Here is an 18,044-nt window from a genome sequence, read left to right on the forward strand (position 1 = left end):
GAGCGGCGCGGTCGTACGCCGGGCGGCGCAACGGAGCGGGGGGCGCACACGCCGGCGGCACCTGGCCGACCGGCATGCGGCGCCGCTCAGACGCTCGCCGTCTGGCGGATTTCCTGCAGCAGGTAGCCGAAGCCGCGCACCGTGACGATTTCGACACGGCACTGCTCGAGTTTCTTGCGCACCCGGTGCACGTAGACTTCGATCGCGGTGTCGCCGAGATCGCCGCCGAAGTGCGTGAGGTGATCTTGCAGCTGGGCCTTGCTGACGACGCGGCCGTGACGCAGCAGCAGCATCTCGAGCACCGCGAATTCGCGCGGCGACAGCTCGAGCGGCTTGTCGTCGTTGAAGATGCGGCGGTCGACGCCCGACAGGCGGACGCCGCCGAGCGACACTTCCGGCCGCGGCATGTCGCTGTGCGGGCCGCTGCGGCGCATCACCGCGCGGATGCGCGCCTCGAGCTCGGCCGGCTCGAACGGCTTGAGCATGTAATCGTCGGCACCGGAGTTCAGGCCCTGGATCCGGTCGTTCAGCTCGTCGCGTGCGGTCAGCACGATCACGGGCGTGTGGCGGTTGGTCTGGCGGAAACGCGTGAGCAGCGTCATCCCGTCGATGCCCGGCAGGCCGAGGTCGAGGATCACGAGTTCGTGGCGGTTCTGTGCCAGCGCCTGTTCGGCAAAGATGCCGTCATGCACCATGTCGACGGTGAAGCCAGCCTGCTCGAGGCTGCTCTGGATGCCGCGTGCGATGGGGCGGTCGTCTTCGATCAGAAGGAGTCGCATGAAGTTCGCTCAAGTACAATGGGTTGGCGGTTCAGGCACGCGGACAGCACGACGCCGTTTCCACAGGGGCGCCGCCTTACCTGACAATCAAGCATGGCGGCCAGCGAACGATTAAATCCAATCATGTCCGATATTTCGATCCACGACCTAGAAGCCGCGATCAATTTCTGGCGCGCCCGCTCGCCGTCGAGCGGCGACGAACTCAAACTCTGCGAAGAGGCCAGCGCGCTCTCCAAGCCGTATGCGCTGCTGATTGTACAGCGCGAAAGCGCGTTGCAACTGGAAGGTTTGGACCCCAAGGCACGGAAAGCGTATGAGACTTACGTGCGCCTTAAGGATGGCTTGGAAAGCTGAAGGCTTTCGCTGAGTACATCCTAGAAAACGTTCATCGAAATGAAAAGTTGACGCGCCGCGCACCAAAAGACGCGCGGCGGTAGAGGAAAGCGTCAGGCGGACGGTTGCGCGTGCGCGCCGGCGCGGTCGATGAACAGCGCGAGTTCGATGTCGCGTTCGGTCAGGCCGTCGGCGTCGTGGGTCGACAGCGTGACGTCGACGCGGTTGTACACGTTGAACCATTCCGGATGGTGGTTCATTTCCTGCGCCTTGATCGCGACGCGCGTCATGAAGCCGAACGCTTCGTTGAAATCGGCGAAGCGCAGGCTGCGCTGGATGGCGTCGCGGCCCGGCACGGCCGTCCAGAGCGGCAGGCCTGCGAGCCGGGTCTTGCGTTCTTCTGATGTGAGCTTGTGGATCATCTTGCACCTCTCGTTCGGTAACGGCGCCCGCGCGCGGCTGCGCCGCGCGGCACGGCCGGCGCCGTTCATTGTTTCATAGTTGCGGGAAGGGTGACGGGCACCGGCCTCGGCGCCCCGGCGTGTCACGCGTCGGCGTCGTCGGGCCAGCCTTCGCCCGTGCCGCGGTGCAGCACGCGATCGCTATCGAGCACCGCGCCGGCCGCGAATTCGGGCAGCGCCGCGAGCCGGTCGGCCAGCGCACGGCCGTCGACGCCGGCGAGCGCGAACAGCTGCGCGAAATCGTCGATCACGAAGTAGGTCTTCTGGAACGTGTCGATCCGGTACTTCGTGCGCATCACGCGCTCGAGGTCGAAACCGAGCCGGTTCGGCGCCGCGCTTTCGAGGCTGTACAGGCTTTCGCCCTTGCTCGACACGATCCCGGCGCCGTAGATCGACAGCCCGTTCGGGCCGCGCGGATCGCGGATCAGCCCGAATTCCACCGTATACCAGTAGAGCCGTGCGAGCCGCGCCAGCGCGGCCTCGTCGTCGGCGACCGCGAGCGCGGTGCGGCCGTACGCCTGCATGTAGTCGGCGAACACCGGGTCGATCAGCAGCGGCACGTGGCCGAACAGGTCGTGGAAGCAGTCGGGTTCCTGCAGGTAGTCGAGCTGGTCGGGCCGGCGCATCCACCAGGTGACCGGGAAACGGCGGTTCGCGAGATGCTCGAAGAACACGCGGTCGGGCACGAGGCCCGGCACCGCGACGATCTCCCAGCCGGTCGCGGGCTTCAGCTGGCGGTTCACGTCGGCGAACGACGGCACGCGGTCGGCCGGCAGGTCGATCTTGCCGAGCCCGGCGACGAACGCGTCGCACGCGCGCCCGCGCAGCAGCGCCGACTGGCGCGCATAGAGCTGCTTCCACACCGCGTGGTCGACCTGGCCGTAGCGCCGCAGCGGCTGGTCGATGGTGAAATCGGCGCGGGTTTCGAGGCCCGCGTCGAACTGCTCCTGCAGTTTCGCGGTGACGACGGTGGACATGATCAGGCTCTGCACGCTGGGGTGGGTAACCATGCAAGTGTAGAGCGGGCCGCGCGCGGAAAGGGCGCATCGTTGGCGCTGATATGATGGTTGATGCGATAATCGTGCATCAAATCATGAATTAATGCGGAGAATGCTCATGCTGGAACTCGATCACTTCGATCTCGCGCTGCTGGACGTGCTGCAGCGCTTCGGTCGCGCGACGCATCAGCAGCTCGGCGAGGAGGTGCCGCTGTCGCCGTCGCAGATCGGCCGGCGGCTGCAGCGGCTCGAGGCGGCCGGCGTGATCGAAGGCTATCGCGTGATGCTCCGCCCGGAAAGGCTCGGGCTCGGCGTCACCGCGTTCACGAGCCTGAAGCTCAAGCACCACGGCGATTCGATCATCGAGCAGTTCCAGCAGCAGATCGACGTGCTGCCCGAAGTGCTCGAATGCCACGCGGTGGTGGGCGATGCCGACTACCTGCTGCGGATCGTCGCGCCCGACCTGAACGCGCTGTCGCAGTTCGTGATGAAGAAGCTGATGCGCGTGCCGGGCGTCGACAGCGTGCGCTCGAACATCGTGCTGACGACCTTCAAGCGCAACGGCGCGCTGCCGCTCGCGCACCTGGCGCCCGGCGCCGCATGACGCAATGACGGGGCGGCGGCAGGGCTGAAGGCGGCCCGCGCTGCGCGGCCGCCGAAGGGCCGGATCAGGCGGTTTCGTGCTGCGTATCGGCGTTCAGCAGGTCGACGTACGCGACCGCGACGAGATCGTCCTGCGCCACGCCGAGCTTCGCGAACACGTCGTGCGCTTCGGCTTCGCCGCCGGCCTCGTCGTCGTCCGGGCCGAGCACGACTTCCAGTTCGATGAAATCGCCGAGGCCGTCGACGCGGTCGAGATGGATGCGCGTGCGACCCGCAAGGTACACGTGCCGTTCCTTCGTCACGATCCCGCGGGTGGTCAGCGCGGTCGCGAGCAGCGCGTGCATCGCGTCGGGGTTCGTCACCGGGCTGCGCGTGTAGTACGACGCCTTCGGGCCGTCGCGGTCGTCGCGCTGGTAGAAGATCAGTTCGGCCGGCGTGCCGTCCTCGAAACGGCGCAGCTTGAGCCGGCCGCGCGGCACGTCGTAGAAGAAATCCTGCTGGCGGTAGAACAGCGGCGCTTCGGTCGCGAGCTTGGCAGCCTGTTCGCGCAGCCGGTCGAATTCGCGGGCGCGGGCTTTGATCTCGATGTTGCGGGCCATGCGGGTCTCCTTCAATCGGGGTCTCGCGGTGTGCGAACGCACAATCTAGCAAAAACGCGAAGACGATGGCGTGACCGCCGGTGTGGCGGGATGACGCGTGCGGGCCGTCACGCCACCTTCATCAGCACGGCTCATATCGCCCACTGGGCCTCGATCAGCCCGCCCACTGGGCCTCGATCAGCCGCAGCGCGGCCGCGATCGCCGGTTCGTCGCGCCGCTCGGCGAGCGTCACGAACGTCAGCTCGGTCGGCACCGTCACGCGTTCGACGATCGTCAGCGCGTGGGCGTGCGCTTCGGCCAGCGCGGTCGAGTCGCGCGCGAGCGTCAGTCCGATCCCCGATTTGACGAGGTCGAGCATCGACTGCTCCTGGTCGACCTCGGCGACCTTCACCGGCTGCGCGCCGGCGTTGGCGAAGCGCCGCGACAGCAGCCGGTGGTGCGCGGACGCCGGCGGCGTCCAGATCCACGGCAGCGCGGCGAGCGCACGCCAGTCGTGCGCGCGCTGCACGCGTTCCTTCCAGCCGGCTGGCGCGAGCACGCGGTACTGGAAATGCGTGAGCGTGACGGTGTGGAACAGTGCGCCGTCGAGCGAATCGTCCTCGCCCGGCCGGCCGATGTAGTAGCCGACATCGAGCGCCCGCGTGCGCACCTGTTCGATCACCCAGCCCGACATCCCGTGCCGCAGCGCCGTCTCGATCTGCGGATGGGTCTCGACCAGCGCGCGCAGGAAGCCGCCGAGCCGCAGGAAACCCGGATCGAGGATCGTGCCGATCCGCAGCCGGCCGCGCACTTCGTGCCGCAGCGCGGCAGCGGCGCGCTGCACGTCGGCGGCTGCGGCGAGCGCGCGTTCCGCATGCGGCAGCAGTGTCTGGCCGTCGCGCGTGAGCGCGAGCCCGCGCGACGTGCGCGTGAACAGCGTGACGCCGAGCGTCTCCTGCAGATGCTTGATCTGCAGGCTGACGGCCGGCTGCGTCACGTGCAGCTGCGCGGCGGCGCGCGTCAGGTTGCCTTCGCGCGCGACCGTCGCGAACGCGCGGAGCAGGGTGAGATCCATCGTCGTGATATGAGCGTGACTTATAACGCAGTTCAGCATAACTCATTGGATCGGCTGCAGGCCGCGGGAGTACGCTTGCTCGGGTCATGGTGTGCGCGGCCGCCTGCATGGCCCGCGACGCACTATGCTGAAAATGCGCGCGGCATCGCGCCGCGCGGCGCACAACAAGGAAGAAGGGGACACGCCGTGAGTACTCCACGTACGCTCGAAGGCGAATTCGATTACGTGATCGTCGGCGCGGGCACCGCGGGCTGCGTGCTCGCGAACCGCCTGACCGAGGATCCCGACATCCGCGTCCTGCTGCTGGAAGCCGGCGGCAAGGACGACTATCACTGGATCCATATTCCGGTCGGCTATCTGTACTGCATCGGCAACCCGCGCACCGACTGGCTGTACAAGACGCAACCCGAGGCGGCGCTCAACGGGCGCGCGCTGTCGTATCCGCGCGGCCGCGTGCTCGGCGGCTGCTCGTCGATCAACGGGATGATCTACATGCGCGGCCAGCGCGAGGATTACGACAGCTGGGCCGAGGCCACCGGCGACGCCGGCTGGTCGTGGGACAGCGTGCTGCCGATCTTCAAGCGCAGCGAGGATCACCATGCGGGCGCGAGCGACGCGCACGGCGCGGGCGGCTACTGGCGCGTCGAGAAGCAGCGTCTGCGCTGGGAGATCCTCGAATCGTTCGCGCAGGCCGCACAGCAGTCCGGCATTCCCGCGACCGACGATTTCAACCGCGGCGACAATACCGGGGTCGGCTATTTCGAGGTGAACCAGAAGCGCGGCGTGCGCTGGAATACGTCGAAGGCATTCCTGCGGCCCGCGATGGCGCGGCCGAACCTGACCGTGATCACCGGCGCGCAGGCGCAGCGCGTGATCTTCGACGGGCGGCGCGCCGTCGGCGTCGAGTATCGCGGCGGCGGCACCGACTACGTCGCGCGGGCCCGCGCGGAAGTGCTGCTGACGTCCGGCGCGGTGAATTCGCCGCAGCTGCTCGAGCTGTCGGGAATCGGCGACGGCCGGCGATTGCAGGCGCTCGGCATCGACGTCGTGCAGGATCTGCCGGGCGTCGGCGAAAACCTGCAGGATCATCTGCAGTTGCGGATGGCGTTTCGTGTCGAAGGCGTGCGCACGCTCAACACGCTGTCCGCGCACTGGTGGGGCAAGCTGATGATCGGCGCCGAATATGCGTTGCTGCAGCGCGGGCCGATGTCGATGGCGCCGTCGCAGCTCGGCGCATTCGCGAAATCGGATCCGGACGATCCCGCGCTCACGCGCCCCGATCTCGAATACCACGTGCAGCCGTTGTCGCTCGAACGCTTCGGCGAACCGCTGCACAGCTTCAACGCATTCACGGCGTCGGTGTGTCATCTGCGGCCGACCTCGCGTGGCAGCGTGCACGTCACGAGCGCCGATCCGGGCATCGCGCCGGCGATCGCGCCGAACTATCTGTCGACCGATCACGATCGCCATGTCGCCGCGAACGCGCTGCGCCTGACGCGCCGGATCGCGTCCGCGCCGGCGCTCGCGCGCTATCGTCCCGCGGAAATCCTGCCGGGCACGCAATACCGGAGCGAAGCCGAGCTGATCGAGGCGGCCGGCGCCGTCGGCACGACGATCTTCCATCCGGTCGGCACCTGCCGGATGGGACGGGCCGACGACGAACGCGCGGTGGTCGACAGCCGGTTGCGCGTACGCGGCATCGCCGGGCTGCGGATCGTCGACGCGTCGGTGATGCCGTTCATCACGTCGGGCAACACCAATTCGCCGACGCTGATGATCGCCGAGCGCGCGAGCGACATGATCCGCGCCGATCGCCGCGCGGCGCGCGAGGCGACGCCGGTGCGAACCGACGCTGCGGCGTCGGTTGCGTGACGGCCCGCTGACGCGCGCGACAGCGGGCCGTCATGCACGCGGCCGCTGATTCGCTATGCGAAACAAGCCGTCGCCGCGGCCGCGCGAGCGGCACGATCCATGCTCGATGCAGGCCGCGCAGTCGCGCGGCTTGTTTCATCGCGCGTGCCGGGTGTGGCGGAAGGTCAACGCGCGATGATGCACGTGTCAAAAAAGCATGGCGAAAAATCGCGTTCGGCCGCGTGCGACAGGGCGGTCAGCCCTATAAGTGCAAATCCCGATGATTGCACTGCACCAACGGCGCGACAATGTTGCGCAATGTGCATACGCGTCGGCGCGGGAGACCAACCCTCGAGGCGTACCACGGCGCCCGGGGGCAGCCCGCTGATCCGCTGACCTGTTCGCGGCCGCTTGCGCCAGGCATCCCGGTGCTTCGCCTGACTTCGTACGGAAGGGAACATGATTCTCGGCGACACGATTCTGGAAACACGCGGACTGACGAAGGAATTCAGGGGCTTCACCGCCGTGAACGGCGTCAACCTGCGTGTGCGCCGCGGTGCGATCCACGCATTGATCGGGCCCAACGGCGCGGGCAAGACCACCTGCTTCAACCTTCTCACCAAGTTTCTGACACCGACGGCCGGCCAGATCGTCTTCAACGGCATCGACATCACCGACGAGCGGCCCGCGCAGGTCGCGCGGCGCGGCATCATCCGTTCGTTCCAGATCTCGGCCGTGTTCCCGCACCTGACCGCGCTGCAGAACGTGCGCATCGGCCTGCAGCGCGCGCTCGGCACCGAATTCCATTTCTGGCGCAGCGAACGCACGCTGAAGCGGCTCGACGACCGCGCGATGGATCTCCTCACGCAGGTCGGCCTCACCGATTTCGCGCACGTGCCGACCGTCGAGCTCGCGTACGGCCGCAAGCGCGCGCTCGAGATCGCGACGACGCTCGCGATGGAGCCCGAACTGATGCTGCTCGACGAGCCCACGCAGGGGATGGGCCACGAGGACGTCGATCGCGTGACCGCGCTGATCAAGAAGGTCGCGAGCGGCCGCACGATCCTGATGGTGGAACACAACATGAACGTGATCGCGGGCATCTCCGACACGATCACCGTCCTGCAACGCGGTGAGGTGCTGGCCGAAGGCTCGTATGCGGAGGTCTCGAAGAATCCGCTCGTCATCGAAGCCTACATGGGCAGCGCCGACGCGGCGCTCGCGGGGGCGCACGCATGAAGCACAGCGAACGGGAGGAACGCGAATTGAGCGGCGTCGAGAGCGGTACGCCCGCGCTGGAGATCACGGGCCTGGAGGCCTGGTACGGGGAATCCCACATATTGCACGGTGTCGACCTGACCGTGCATCGCGGCGAGGTCGTCACGCTGCTCGGCCGCAACGGCGCGGGCCGCACGACGACGCTGCGCGCGATCATGGGCCTCACGGGCCGCCGCAGCGGGTCGATCAAGGTCGCGGGCCACGAGACGATCGGCCTCGCGACGCACCGCATCGCGCATTTCGGCATCGGCTACTGCCCGGAGGAGCGCGGGATCTTCTCGAGCCTGTCGTGCGAGGAGAACCTGATGCTGCCGCCGCTGATCGGGCCGCGCGAGCACGCGATGTCGCTCGACGAGATCTACGCGATGTTCCCGAACCTCGCGTCGCGCCGGCAGAGCCAGGGCACGCGGCTGTCCGGCGGCGAGCAGCAGATGCTCGCGGTCGCGCGGGTCCTGCGCACCGGCGCGAACCTGCTGCTGCTCGACGAGATTTCCGAAGGCCTCGCACCGGTGATCGTGCAGGCGCTCGCGCGGATGATCGTCGCGCTGAAGGCGCGCGGCTACACGATCGTGATGGTCGAACAGAATTTCCGCTTTGCCGCGCCGCTCGCCGACCGCTTCTACGTGATGGAGCACGGCACCATCGTCGAGCATTTCCAGGCGGCCGAACTGGAAAGCAAGATGCCGACCCTGCACGACCTGCTTGGGGTGTGACGCCGCCCCGTTGCCCTTGCCGCTAGCCGTGGCGGCCCTCGAACAACCACAACGCATCAGAACAACAGGAGACGTCAATGAAAATGAAGACCCTCGCACAGGCCTGTCTCGCACTCGCGGCCGCCGCGTTCACCGCCGGCGCCGCACACGCGGCGGATACCGTGAAGATCGGCTTCATCACCGACATGTCGGGGCTTTACGCGGATATCGACGGGCAGGGCGGCCTCGAGGCGATCCGCATGGCGGTCGCCGATTTCGGCGGCAAGGTGCTCGGCAAGCCGATCGAGGTCGTCTACGCCGATCACCAGAACAAGGCCGACATTGCCGCATCGAAGGCGCGCGAATGGATGGACCGCGGCGGGCTCGACCTGCTGGTCGGCGGCACGAACTCGGCCACCGCGCTGTCAATGAACCAGGTCGCGGCCGAGAAGAAGAAGGTCTACATCAACATCGGCGCGGGCGCCGACACGCTGACCAACGAGCAGTGCACGCCGTACACGGTCCACTATGCATACGACACGATGGCGCTCGCGAAAGGCACCGGTTCGGCGGTGGTGAAGCAGGGCGGCAAGTCGTGGTTCTTCCTGACGGCCGACTACGCGTTCGGCAAGGCGCTCGAGAAGAACACGTCGGACGTCGTGAAGGCGAACGGCGGGCAGGTGCTCGGCGCGGTGCGCCACCCGCTGTCGGCATCGGATTTCTCGTCGTTCCTGCTGCAGGCGCAGGCGTCGAAGGCGCAGATTCTCGGCCTCGCGAACGCGGGCGGCGACACGATCAACTCGATCAAGGCCGCGAAGGAATTCGGCATCATGAAGACGATGAAGCTCGCCGCGCTGCTGATGTTCATCGACGACGTGCACAGCCTCGGCCTCGAGACGACGCAGGGCCTCGTGCTGACCGACAGCTGGTACTGGAACCGCGACGCGGCGTCGCGCCAGTGGGCGCAGCGCTACTTCGGCAAGATGAAGAAGATGCCGTCGAGTCTGCAGGCGGCCGACTACTCGTCGGTGACGACCTACCTGAAGGCCGTGCAGGCCGCCGGGACGACCGACTCCGACAAGGTGATGGCCGAGCTGAAGAAGATCAAGATCAACGACTTCTACGCGAAGGGCTACATCCGCACGGACGGCAGCATGATCCACGACATGTACCTGATGGAAGTGAAGAAGCCGTCGGAATCGAAGGAGCCGTGGGATTACTACAAGGTGCTCGCGACGATTCCGGGCGAACAGGCGTTCGGGACCAAGCAGGAGACGCGCTGCGCGTTGTGGAAGTAAGCAGGGCGTAGCGGCGCGCACGGGCGCGCCGCTCGGTGGCGGCTGCCGCGATGTGCCCGCTGCGCCGCCCGCGTGCGTGGCGCCTGAAGGTTGCGCACGCAACGAAACTCATTCTGACGGCTAAGTCGATGGAAATCTTTGGCATTCCGTTGCCGGCGATGCTGAGCCAGTTGCTGCTCGGGCTCGTCAACGGCTCGTTCTACGCGATCCTGAGCCTCGGGCTCGCGGTGATCTTCGGGCTGCTCAACGTGATCAACTTCGCGCACGGCGCGCTGTTCATGCTGGGCGCGATGCTCGCGTGGATGGGCCTGTCGTACTTCGGGCTGCCGTACTGGGCGATGCTCGTGCTGGCGCCGCTGGTGGTCGGCGCGTTCGGGATCGCGATCGAACGCTCGATGCTGCGCTGGCTGTACAAGCTCGATCACCTGTACGGGCTGCTGCTCACGTTCGGCCTCACGCTGGTCGTCGAAGGCGTGTTCCGGTCGATCTACGGATCGTCGGGCCAGCCGTACGACGTGCCGTCGCAGCTGTCGGGCGCGACCAACCTCGGCTTCATGTTCCTGCCGAACTATCGCGCGTGGGTCGTCGTCGCGTCGCTCGCGGTGTGTCTCGCGACGTGGTTCGTGATCGAGAAGACGCGTCTGGGTGCCTACCTGCGCGCGGGCACCGAGAACCCGAAGCTCGTCGAGGCGTTCGGCGTGAACGTGCCGATGATGATCACGCTCACCTACGGCTTCGGCGTCGCGCTCGCCGCGTTCGCCGGCGTGCTGGCCGCGCCGGTGATTCAGGTGTCGCCGCTGATGGGCCAGCCGATGATCATCACCGTGTTCGCGGTGGTCGTGATCGGCGGGATGGGCTCGATCCTCGGCTCGATCGTCACGGGCCTGCTGCTCGGCGTGATCGAAGGCTTCACGCGCGTGTTCTATCCGGAAGCGTCGGCCACCGTCGTGTTCGTGATCATGGCGATCGTGCTGCTGTTCCGCCCGGCGGGCCTCTTCGGCAAGGAAAAATGATGCAGAGAAAAGTGCTCTACGGCGTGCTGCTCGCCGCACTGCTCGCCGCGCCGTTCATCGGCGCGTATCCGGTGTTCGTGATGAAGGTGCTGACGTTCGCGCTGTTCGCGGCCGCGTTCAACCTGCTGATCGGCTATACGGGGCTGCTGTCGTTCGGCCATGCGATGTTCCTCGCGACGGCCGGCTACGCGACCGGCTATTCGATGCAGACGCTCGGCTTCACGCCGGAGCTCGGCGTGCTGGTCGGCACCGTCGCCGCGACGCTGCTCGGGCTCGTCGTCGGGCTGTTCGCGATCCGCCGGCAGGGCATCTACTTCGCGATGATCACGCTCGCGTTCGCGCAGATGGTCTATTTCATCTACCTGCAGGCGCCGTTCACGCACGGCGAGGACGGCCTGCAGGGCGTGCCGCGCGGCCGCCTGTTCGGGCTGCTCGACCTGTCGAACGACGTCGCGCTGTACTACGTCGTGCTGGCGGTGGTCGTCGCCGCATGCGCGTTCATCGTGCGGGTCGTCCATTCGCCGTTCGGCCAGGTGCTCGTCGCCATCAAGGAAAACGAAGCGCGCGCCATCTCGCTCGGCTACGACACCGACCGCTTCAAGCTGCTCGCGTTCATCCTGTCGGCCGGGCTCGCGGGGCTGGCCGGCTCGCTGAAGGTGCTCGTGCTCGGCTTCGAGACGCTGTCCGACGCGCACTGGACGATGTCGGGCCTGGTCGTGCTGATGACGCTCGTCGGCGGGATGGGCACCCTGTTCGGGCCGCTTCTCGGCGCCGCGCTGATCGTCGCGCTGGAAGACCGGCTCGGCGACATCGGAGAATGGCTCGCGTCGGCCACGGGCGTCGCGTGGTTTCATTCGCTCGGCGAGTCGGCGACGATCGTCACCGGGCTGATCTTCATCGCATGCGTGCTGGCATTCCGGCGCGGCATCGTCGGCGAGATGGTTGCGCGGATCAAGCCGCTCCGGGCATCGCCCTGAGCGCAGGCCGTACGCATCGCCGCCCGCTGATGCGCAGCACCATCCCGCATGCGCCGAAAAGGGTATTGCGGCCGGCTCGGGCCGGCGCCGCGCGACAGGCTGGTGCCCCATTTTCGTGCGGCAATGCACCATAGGGGTAAATGCTAAGTTGTCGTGGTGCTTAAGCCTCTTTAAGATTCACTCTAGTTCTGATGCACCGCGAAACGAATTTGCAGGTGGAGAACGAGGAGACAATCGAGGCACAAAGTGCCCGGACCCCAAAGCGCTGTTGGACGGAATCCAACAGCGCTTTTTCATTTGCGTGCACGGATTTCCCCCGATGGTGCATCGGCCTGCGCGATAGTCGTGCCCCGCACCTGCATGCGCACCGCTTCCGCGCTTCGCCGCGTTCTCCGTTTTTCCCGTTCCCGTCATTCGTTTCCAGACAGCGCGCCGTCGCGCACATGCTGTCCGGGCTTACCCGGTTGGCGTGCGCGAATCGCGTCCGTTACACTCAGCTTTCGCCGACCGAGCGGTCGGGAAAACGGTCGGCAGTTCTCCTACAAGCAGAATGCAGAAGAGGGAGTACGGTTGGATGAGCAGCGCGGGACGATGGTTCGGGGCAGGAAAGGCGGCTGGCGCCGCCCGTTCGTCGCGGGGTGTGGCAACGGTCAGCGCGGCCTTCCCGGGCCGTTCTGCGGCCTGTACGCGCGCTGCGACGCCATCGGGGGTCGTTGCGTTCGCATCCGTATCCGCATTCTCATGAGCCGCCGTTTTTTCGACGTTTCACCGCGCGCATACCTGGCCGTATCCGGCCGGAGCGGCGTGCGTTCCCGCCATCGTTGCGCATGCATCGATCGTTCGCACGATCCCGTATTTCTTCGCCACCTTCATCCTGACGACACTGCTGCTGCGCATCGTGACGGGCGAACGGCCGTGTCAGGCGGCAGGCGGCGGGTGTGCGGGGTTTCACGGGAAAACGAGCGTAGGCGCGGCCAGGCGAGATAGTTAAATTATTAACTTGTTTTGGGGACCGGGAGCCGCCCGAGCGACCCGTGGCTTTTTCGAGCAGCGCTTGGAGACAACGTAAATGAAGATGAATCGATGGATGGAGGCCGTGCTTGCCGCGGGCCTCGTGTGCGCGGCGGCAACGGCGTCGGCGCAGGTGAAGATCGGCGTGACGCTGTCGGCCACCGGGCCGGCCGCGTCGCTCGGGATCCCGGAAAAGAACACGATCGCGCTGCTGCCCAAGGAAATCGCGGGCAAGAGCGTGCAGTACATCGTGCTGGATGACGCCTCCGACACGAGCCGTGCGGTGCAGAACGTGCGCAAGCTGATCGACGAGGACCACGTCGACGCGATCATCGGCTCGTCCGTCACGCCGAACTCGCTCGCGATGCTCGACCCGGTATCGCAGGGCAAGACGCCGACGATCTCGCTCGCCGCGAGCGCGCAGATCATCTCGCCGATGGACGCGAAGCGCGCGTGGATGTTCAAGGTGCCGCAGAATGACCAGCTGATGGCCGATGCGATCGCCGGCTACATGGCGAAGCACGGCGTGAAGACGGTCGGCTTCGTCGGCTTCGCCGATGCGTACGGCGACAGCTGGTACAACACGTTTAACGCGGCGGCCGCGAGGAACGGCCTGAAGGTCGTATCGAACGAGCGCTACAACCGCACCGACGCGTCGGTGATGGGGCAGGTACTGAAGCTGCTGGGCTCGAACCCGGATGCGGTGCTGATCGCGGGCTCCGGCACGCCGGCGGCGCTGCCGGCCAAGACGCTGAAGGAGCGTGGCTACAAGGGCAAGGTGTACCAGACGCACGGCGTCGCGAACAACGACTTCCTGCGCGTGTGCGGCAAGGATTGCGAAGGCGAGATCCTGCCGGCCGGCCCGGTGCTCGTGACCGACCAACTGCCTGATTCGAACCCGGTGAAGAAGCCGGCGCTCGGTTACAAGGCCGCGTACGAGAAGGCCTACGGCGCGGGCTCGCTGTCGACGTTCGGCGGCCATGCGTGGGATGCGGGGCTGTTGCTGCAGCGTGCGATTCCGGAGGCGCTGAAGAAGGGCCAGCCGGGCACCGAGGCGTTCCGCGAGGCGCTGCGTGCGTCGCTCGAAAGTGTGAAGGACCTTCCCGTGTCGCACGGCGTGATCAACATGACGGCAACCGATCACAACGGCTTCGACACGCGTGCGCGCGTGATGGTGCAGATCGTCGACGGCAAGTGGAAGCTGCAGGCCGAGTAAGCATCACGTGAAACCGGCATGCGCGGCGCGAACGGCGCCGCGCATGCCGTCGGCAGGGCGCCGGGCCTGACGGGCCGCGCCCCGGGCTGCTGGAACGTCCGGGGGCCGACACATGGCGCGTGACGCGCCTGCCGTGTCGCCCATGCCCCGGGGCGTTTCCGCCTTTCGTTTCTCCGCAGCATTCTCGATACACGAAACGTATGGATCTCTCGATTGCGGCGATCCTCGCGCAAGACGGCATCACGACGGGCGCCATTTATGCATTGCTGTCCCTGGCGCTCGTGCTGGTGTTTTCCGTCACGCGGGTGATCTTCATTCCCCAGGGCGAATTCGTCGCCTACGGTGCGCTGACGCTTGCCGCGTTGCAGGCGCAGAAATTTCCCGCCACCTGCTGGCTGCTGTTCGTGATGGGCATCGCGTGCTTCCTGCTCGAAGTCGGCGGCCTGATCCGGCATCGCGAGCGCCGCCATCAGCTCGGCCGCACGCTCGCGACGCTCGGCAGCCGCTACATCCTGCTGCCGCTCGCGGTGTTCGCGATCACGCGCAGCTTTGCCGCGCAGCCGATGCCGATGCTCGCGCAGATCGCGCTGACGCTTGCGATCGTCGTGCCGATGGGGCCGTTCGTCTACCGGCTCGTGTACCAGCCGATCGCCGAAGGCACGACGCTGCTGCTGTTGATCGTGTCGGTCGCCGTCCACTTCGCGATGGTCGGCCTCGGGCTCGTGATGTTCGGCGCGGAAGGCTCGCGTACCAACGGATTCTCGGACGCGTCGCTGGCGATCGGCAGCATGACGATCTCGGTGCAGAGCATCCTGGTCGTCGCCACGGCGCTCGTGCTGATCGGTGCGCTCTACGTGTACTTCGGCCGCACGATCGCCGGCAAGGCGTTGCGTGCGACGTCGGTGAACCGGCTCGGCGCTCGGCTCGTCGGCATCGGCACGACGGAAGCGGGGCGGCTCGCGTTCACGTTTGCGGCGGGGCTCGGCGTGCTGTCCGGGATCCTCGTCGGCCCGCTGACGACGATCTACTACGACTCGGGCTTCCTGATCGGCCTGAAGGGTTTCGTCGGCGCGATCATCGGCGGGCTCGTCAGCTATCCGCTCGCGGCCGCCGGCTCGCTGCTGGTTGGCGTGCTTGAATCGTATTCGTCGTTCTGGGCGAGCGCGTACAAGGAGGTGATCGTGTTCACGCTGATCATTCCGGTGCTGCTGTGGCGGAGCTTCGTGACGCCGCATGCGGAAGAGGAAGAGGAGTGACGCGATGAAGACGATGGTACGCAACAAGACCTTCTGGGTGTTTCTCGTGGTGTTGTTCGCGCTGCCGGTGCTGCCCGGCGCGCTGCACGTGCCCGAGTACTGGATCACGCTGCTGAACTACATCGGCCTCTATGCGATCGTCGCGATCGGGCTCGTGCTGCTGACGGGCGTTGGCGGGATGACGAGCTTCGGGCAGGCCGCGTTCGTCGGCATCGGCGCGTATGCGACCGCGTTCCTGACGACGCGCTACGGCGTATCGCCGTGGCTCGCGCTGATCGTCGGCGTCGTGCTGACGGCGCTCGTCGCGCTCGTGCTGGGTGCGGTCACGATGCGGCTGTCCGGGCACTTCCTGCCGCTCGGCACGATCGCGTGGGGCCTCGCGCTGTTCTACCTGTTCGGCAACCTCGAGCTGCTCGGCAAGTACGACGGGATCAACGGCATTCCGGCGCTGAACCTGTTCGGCCTCGCGCTCGAAAGCGGCCGCAGCCTGTACTTCCTGATCTGGGCCGTCGTGCTGGCCGCGATCGTGTCGGTGCAGAACCTGCTGAACAGCCGCCCGGGCCGCGCGATCCGCGCACTGCGCGGCGGCGGCGTGATGGCCGAGGCGATGGGCGTGAACACGGCATGGATGCGCGTGGTGATCTTCGTCTACGCAGCCGTGCTGGCGGCGGTGTCGGGCTTCCTGTACGCGCATCTGCAGCGTGCGGTGAACCCGACCCCGTTCGGGCTGAATCACGGGATCGAGTTCCTGTTCATGGCCGTGGTCGGCGGCGTGTCGCACGTGTGGGGCGCGGTGCTCGGTGCAGCGATCCTTACGGTGCTGCAGGACTACCTGCAGACGCTGCTGCCGAAGCTGCTTGGCTCGGAAGGCAACTTCGAGATCATCGTGTTCGGCGTGCTGATGGTGCTGCTGCTGCAGTACGCCCGCCAGGGCGTGTGGCCGTTCGTTGCCCGGCTGTTCCCGCGCGGGCCGAGCGCGCACGTGCCCGAGCAGGCCGATCCGCTGCCGCAGCGTGCGAAGCCGGCGGCCGGTGAGCCGCTGCTCGTCGTCGACAATGCACGCAAGCAGTTCGGCGGGCTCGTGGCCGTCAACGACGTCAGCTTCGACGTGAAAGCGGGGCAGATCATCGGGCTGATCGGCCCGAACGGTGCCGGCAAGTCGACCACGTTCAACCTCGTGACGGGCGTGCTGAAGCCGACGGGCGGCACGATCACGTTCCGTGGCGAGCGCATCGACGGGCTCACGTCGCGCCAGATCGTCCGCCGCGGCATCGGCCGTACCTTCCAGCACGTGAAGCTGCTGCCCGCGATGACGGTGCTCGAGAACGTCGCGATCGGTGCGCATCTGCGCGGCCATACGGGCGTCTGGCGCAGCATCGCGCGGCTCAATGCACACGAGGAGGCGCAACTGCTGGCCGAAGCCGCACGCCAGATCCGCCGCGTGGGGCTCGAGAAGCACATGTACGACGAAGCGGGCAGCCTCGCGCTCGGCCAGCAGCGGATTCTCGAAATCGCCCGCGCGCTGTGCTGCGATCCGACGCTGCTGCTGCTCGACGAGCCGGCTGCGGGGCTGCGTTACCAGGAGAAGCAACAGCTCGCCGACCTGCTGCGACGGCTGAAGGCGGAAGGCATGAGCGTGTTGCTCGTGGAACATGACATGGATTTCGTGATGAATCTCACCGACCGGCTGGTGGTGATGGAGTTCGGCACGCGGATCGCGGAAGGGCTGCCGCAGGATGTGCAGCAGGACCCGGCCGTGCTTGAAGCGTATCTGGGCGGGGTGGAGTGATGGCGGACACGACGATGCCGATTCTCGAAGTGCGCGGGCTGGCAGTCCGGTACGGGAAGGTGGAGGCACTGCACGGTGCGGCGATCAAGGTCGGTGCGGGGCAGATCGTCAGCGTGATCGGCCCCAACGGTGCCGGCAAGTCGACGCTGCTGAACGCGATCATGGGCGCGTTGCCGGTTACGGGGCATGCGTCGGGCGCGGTCGTGTACCGCGGCAGCGACGTCGGTGCGTTGCCGGTTGAGCAGCGTGTCGCGCGCGGGATGTGCCTCGTACCGGAAAAGCGCGAGCTGTTCAGCACGATGACGGTCGAGGACAACCTTGTGCTGGGGGCATATCGCCGCAAGCAGGCTGGCGAATCGAACTTCCTCGACCAGCTCGACCACGTGTTCGCGCTGTTCCCGCGGCTGAAGGAGCGCCGCAAGCAGGCGGCCGGCACGTTGTCGGGCGGCGAGCGGCAGATGCTTGCGGTCGGCCGCGCGCTGATGGGCAAGCCCGACCTGTTGATGCTCGACGAGCCGAGCCTCGGGCTCGCGCCGCTGATCGTGAAGGAGATCTTTCATATCATCAGCGCGTTGCGCGGTACGGGGGTGGCGACGTTGCTGATCGAACAGAACGCGCGGGCCGCGTTGCAGATCTCGGATTACGGCTATGTGCTGGAGACCGGTGAGGTTGCGCTGGAAGGGCCGGCCGCCGAGCTTGCGCAGAATCCGCGCGTGATCGAAACGTACCTGGGGCTGGCGAAGAAGACGGCTTGATGGTCCGAGCGGTTGGCGGGAAACGAACGGCGTGTTTCACGTGAAACACGCCGTTTTTATTTGCCGGTGAGGCCTGGTTGG

The 18,044-nt window shown here is 66.8% G+C and carries 17 protein-coding genes; 12 read left to right on the forward strand and 5 right to left on the reverse strand.

Annotation, left to right across the window (positions count from 1 at the left end; translation table 11 throughout):
• Positions 1-86: 86 nt before the first annotated feature.
• Positions 87-779 (reverse strand): response regulator, encoded by a 693-nt coding sequence (locus tag AC1VVG_RS00445; RefSeq protein WP_006401494.1) that lies wholly within the window; start codon positions 777-779, stop codon positions 87-89.
• A gap of 123 nt (positions 780-902) precedes the next feature.
• Between AC1VVG_RS00445 and AC1VVG_RS00450 the strand changes: the two genes are divergently transcribed.
• Positions 903-1,133 (forward strand): DUF3717 domain-containing protein, encoded by a 231-nt coding sequence (locus AC1VVG_RS00450; protein ID WP_006401493.1) that lies wholly within the window; start codon positions 903-905, stop codon positions 1,131-1,133.
• Between the two features lie 92 nt (positions 1,134-1,225).
• On the opposite strand, the gene AC1VVG_RS00455 is transcribed toward AC1VVG_RS00450, so the two are convergent.
• Both AC1VVG_RS00455 and phhA read right to left on the reverse strand, forming a co-directional pair.
• A complete protein-coding gene (locus AC1VVG_RS00455; RefSeq protein WP_260435789.1) occupies positions 1,226-1,603 on the reverse strand; it encodes a 4a-hydroxytetrahydrobiopterin dehydratase in 378 nt (125 codons plus the stop codon).
• Positions 1,604-1,656: 53 nt separating this feature from the next.
• Positions 1,657-2,583, reverse strand: coding sequence for a phenylalanine 4-monooxygenase (gene phhA / locus AC1VVG_RS00460; protein ID WP_083286554.1), 927 nt, complete (start codon positions 2,581-2,583; stop codon positions 1,657-1,659).
• A 106-nt stretch (positions 2,584-2,689) separates the two neighbouring features.
• Between phhA and AC1VVG_RS00465 the strand changes: the two genes are divergently transcribed.
• Positions 2,690-3,175, forward strand: coding sequence for an Lrp/AsnC family transcriptional regulator (locus tag AC1VVG_RS00465; protein WP_034188251.1), 486 nt, complete (start codon positions 2,690-2,692; stop codon positions 3,173-3,175).
• Positions 3,176-3,239: 64 nt separating this feature from the next.
• Here the strand turns inward: AC1VVG_RS00465 and AC1VVG_RS00470 are convergent, their stop codons facing one another.
• A complete protein-coding gene (locus tag AC1VVG_RS00470; RefSeq protein ID WP_034188187.1) occupies positions 3,240-3,773 on the reverse strand; it encodes a class IV adenylate cyclase in 534 nt (177 codons plus the stop codon).
• 154 nt (positions 3,774-3,927) lie between these two features.
• Complete coding sequence (locus AC1VVG_RS00475; protein WP_482835096.1) at positions 3,928-4,827, reverse strand: LysR family transcriptional regulator; 900 nt, start codon at positions 4,825-4,827, stop codon at positions 3,928-3,930.
• Between the two features lie 186 nt (positions 4,828-5,013).
• Here AC1VVG_RS00475 and AC1VVG_RS00480 point away from each other — a divergent pair, with 186 nt between their 5' ends.
• The 10 genes from AC1VVG_RS00480 to AC1VVG_RS00525 all read left to right on the forward strand — a co-directional run bounded on the left by AC1VVG_RS00480 (position 5,014) and on the right by AC1VVG_RS00525 (position 17,963).
• Positions 5,014-6,699 (forward strand): GMC family oxidoreductase, encoded by a 1,686-nt coding sequence (locus AC1VVG_RS00480; RefSeq protein ID WP_069705841.1) that lies wholly within the window; start codon positions 5,014-5,016, stop codon positions 6,697-6,699.
• A 438-nt stretch (positions 6,700-7,137) separates the two neighbouring features.
• A complete protein-coding gene (locus AC1VVG_RS00485; RefSeq protein ID WP_006477266.1) occupies positions 7,138-7,917 on the forward strand; it encodes an ABC transporter ATP-binding protein in 780 nt (259 codons plus the stop codon).
• A complete protein-coding gene (locus tag AC1VVG_RS00490; protein ID WP_482835097.1) occupies positions 7,914-8,669 on the forward strand; it encodes an ABC transporter ATP-binding protein in 756 nt (251 codons plus the stop codon). The genes AC1VVG_RS00485 and AC1VVG_RS00490 overlap by 4 nt, the downstream gene beginning before the upstream one ends.
• A 77-nt stretch (positions 8,670-8,746) precedes the next feature.
• Positions 8,747-9,946 carry an ABC transporter substrate-binding protein gene (locus AC1VVG_RS00495; protein WP_034188183.1) on the forward strand — a complete coding sequence of 400 codons (1,200 nt, stop codon included), beginning with the start codon at positions 8,747-8,749 and terminating at the stop codon, positions 9,944-9,946.
• A gap of 128 nt (positions 9,947-10,074) precedes the next feature.
• Positions 10,075-10,959 carry a branched-chain amino acid ABC transporter permease gene (locus AC1VVG_RS00500; protein ID WP_034188182.1) on the forward strand — a complete coding sequence of 295 codons (885 nt, stop codon included), beginning with the start codon at positions 10,075-10,077 and terminating at the stop codon, positions 10,957-10,959.
• Positions 10,959-11,936 carry a branched-chain amino acid ABC transporter permease gene (locus tag AC1VVG_RS00505; protein WP_034188181.1) on the forward strand — a complete coding sequence of 326 codons (978 nt, stop codon included), beginning with the start codon at positions 10,959-10,961 and terminating at the stop codon, positions 11,934-11,936. Before AC1VVG_RS00500 ends, AC1VVG_RS00505 begins: the two co-directional genes overlap by 1 nt.
• Positions 11,937-13,005: 1,069 nt before the next feature.
• Positions 13,006-14,163, forward strand: a complete 1,158-nt coding sequence (locus tag AC1VVG_RS00510) for an ABC transporter substrate-binding protein (protein ID WP_049034863.1) — start codon at positions 13,006-13,008, stop codon at positions 14,161-14,163.
• A gap of 200 nt (positions 14,164-14,363) precedes the next feature.
• The gene (locus tag AC1VVG_RS00515) at positions 14,364-15,419 is read left to right on the forward strand and encodes a branched-chain amino acid ABC transporter permease (RefSeq protein WP_034188179.1); all 1,056 of its coding nucleotides are present in this window, start codon (positions 14,364-14,366) and stop codon (positions 15,417-15,419) included.
• A gap of 4 nt (positions 15,420-15,423) precedes the next feature.
• Positions 15,424-17,208 (forward strand): branched-chain amino acid ABC transporter ATP-binding protein/permease, encoded by a 1,785-nt coding sequence (locus AC1VVG_RS00520; protein WP_049032698.1) that lies wholly within the window; start codon positions 15,424-15,426, stop codon positions 17,206-17,208.
• Positions 17,208-17,963 carry an ABC transporter ATP-binding protein gene (locus AC1VVG_RS00525; RefSeq protein WP_482835098.1) on the forward strand — a complete coding sequence of 252 codons (756 nt, stop codon included), beginning with the start codon at positions 17,208-17,210 and terminating at the stop codon, positions 17,961-17,963. The genes AC1VVG_RS00520 and AC1VVG_RS00525 overlap by 1 nt, the downstream gene beginning before the upstream one ends.
• Positions 17,964-18,044 lie beyond the last annotated feature (81 nt).

The sequence above is a fragment of the Burkholderia sp. L-4 genome (assembly GCF_056856535.1).

Coding starts and splice junctions, on each gene's coding strand:
- AC1VVG_RS00450 (WP_006401493.1), top strand. CDS start 903: ATGTCCGATATTTCGATCCACGACCTAGAAGCCGCGATCAATTTCTGG.
- AC1VVG_RS00445 (WP_006401494.1), bottom strand. CDS start 779: ATGCGACTCCTTCTGATCGAAGACGACCGCCCCATCGCACGCGGCATC.
- AC1VVG_RS00515 (WP_034188179.1), top strand. CDS start 14,364: ATGGATCTCTCGATTGCGGCGATCCTCGCGCAAGACGGCATCACGACG.
- AC1VVG_RS00455 (WP_260435789.1), bottom strand. CDS start 1,603: ATGAACGGCGCCGGCCGTGCCGCGCGGCGCAGCCGCGCGCGGGCGCCG.
- AC1VVG_RS00470 (WP_034188187.1), bottom strand. CDS start 3,773: ATGGCCCGCAACATCGAGATCAAAGCCCGCGCCCGCGAATTCGACCGG.
- AC1VVG_RS00500 (WP_034188182.1), top strand. CDS start 10,075: ATGGAAATCTTTGGCATTCCGTTGCCGGCGATGCTGAGCCAGTTGCTG.
- AC1VVG_RS00490 (WP_482835097.1), top strand. CDS start 7,914: ATGAAGCACAGCGAACGGGAGGAACGCGAATTGAGCGGCGTCGAGAGC.
- AC1VVG_RS00465 (WP_034188251.1), top strand. CDS start 2,690: ATGCTGGAACTCGATCACTTCGATCTCGCGCTGCTGGACGTGCTGCAG.
- AC1VVG_RS00475 (WP_482835096.1), bottom strand. CDS start 4,827: ATGGATCTCACCCTGCTCCGCGCGTTCGCGACGGTCGCGCGCGAAGGC.
- AC1VVG_RS00495 (WP_034188183.1), top strand. CDS start 8,747: ATGAAAATGAAGACCCTCGCACAGGCCTGTCTCGCACTCGCGGCCGCC.
- AC1VVG_RS00520 (WP_049032698.1), top strand. CDS start 15,424: ATGAAGACGATGGTACGCAACAAGACCTTCTGGGTGTTTCTCGTGGTG.
- AC1VVG_RS00525 (WP_482835098.1), top strand. CDS start 17,208: ATGGCGGACACGACGATGCCGATTCTCGAAGTGCGCGGGCTGGCAGTC.
- phhA (WP_083286554.1), bottom strand. CDS start 2,583: ATGGTTACCCACCCCAGCGTGCAGAGCCTGATCATGTCCACCGTCGTC.
- AC1VVG_RS00505 (WP_034188181.1), top strand. CDS start 10,959: ATGCAGAGAAAAGTGCTCTACGGCGTGCTGCTCGCCGCACTGCTCGCC.
- AC1VVG_RS00485 (WP_006477266.1), top strand. CDS start 7,138: ATGATTCTCGGCGACACGATTCTGGAAACACGCGGACTGACGAAGGAA.
- AC1VVG_RS00510 (WP_049034863.1), top strand. CDS start 13,006: ATGAAGATGAATCGATGGATGGAGGCCGTGCTTGCCGCGGGCCTCGTG.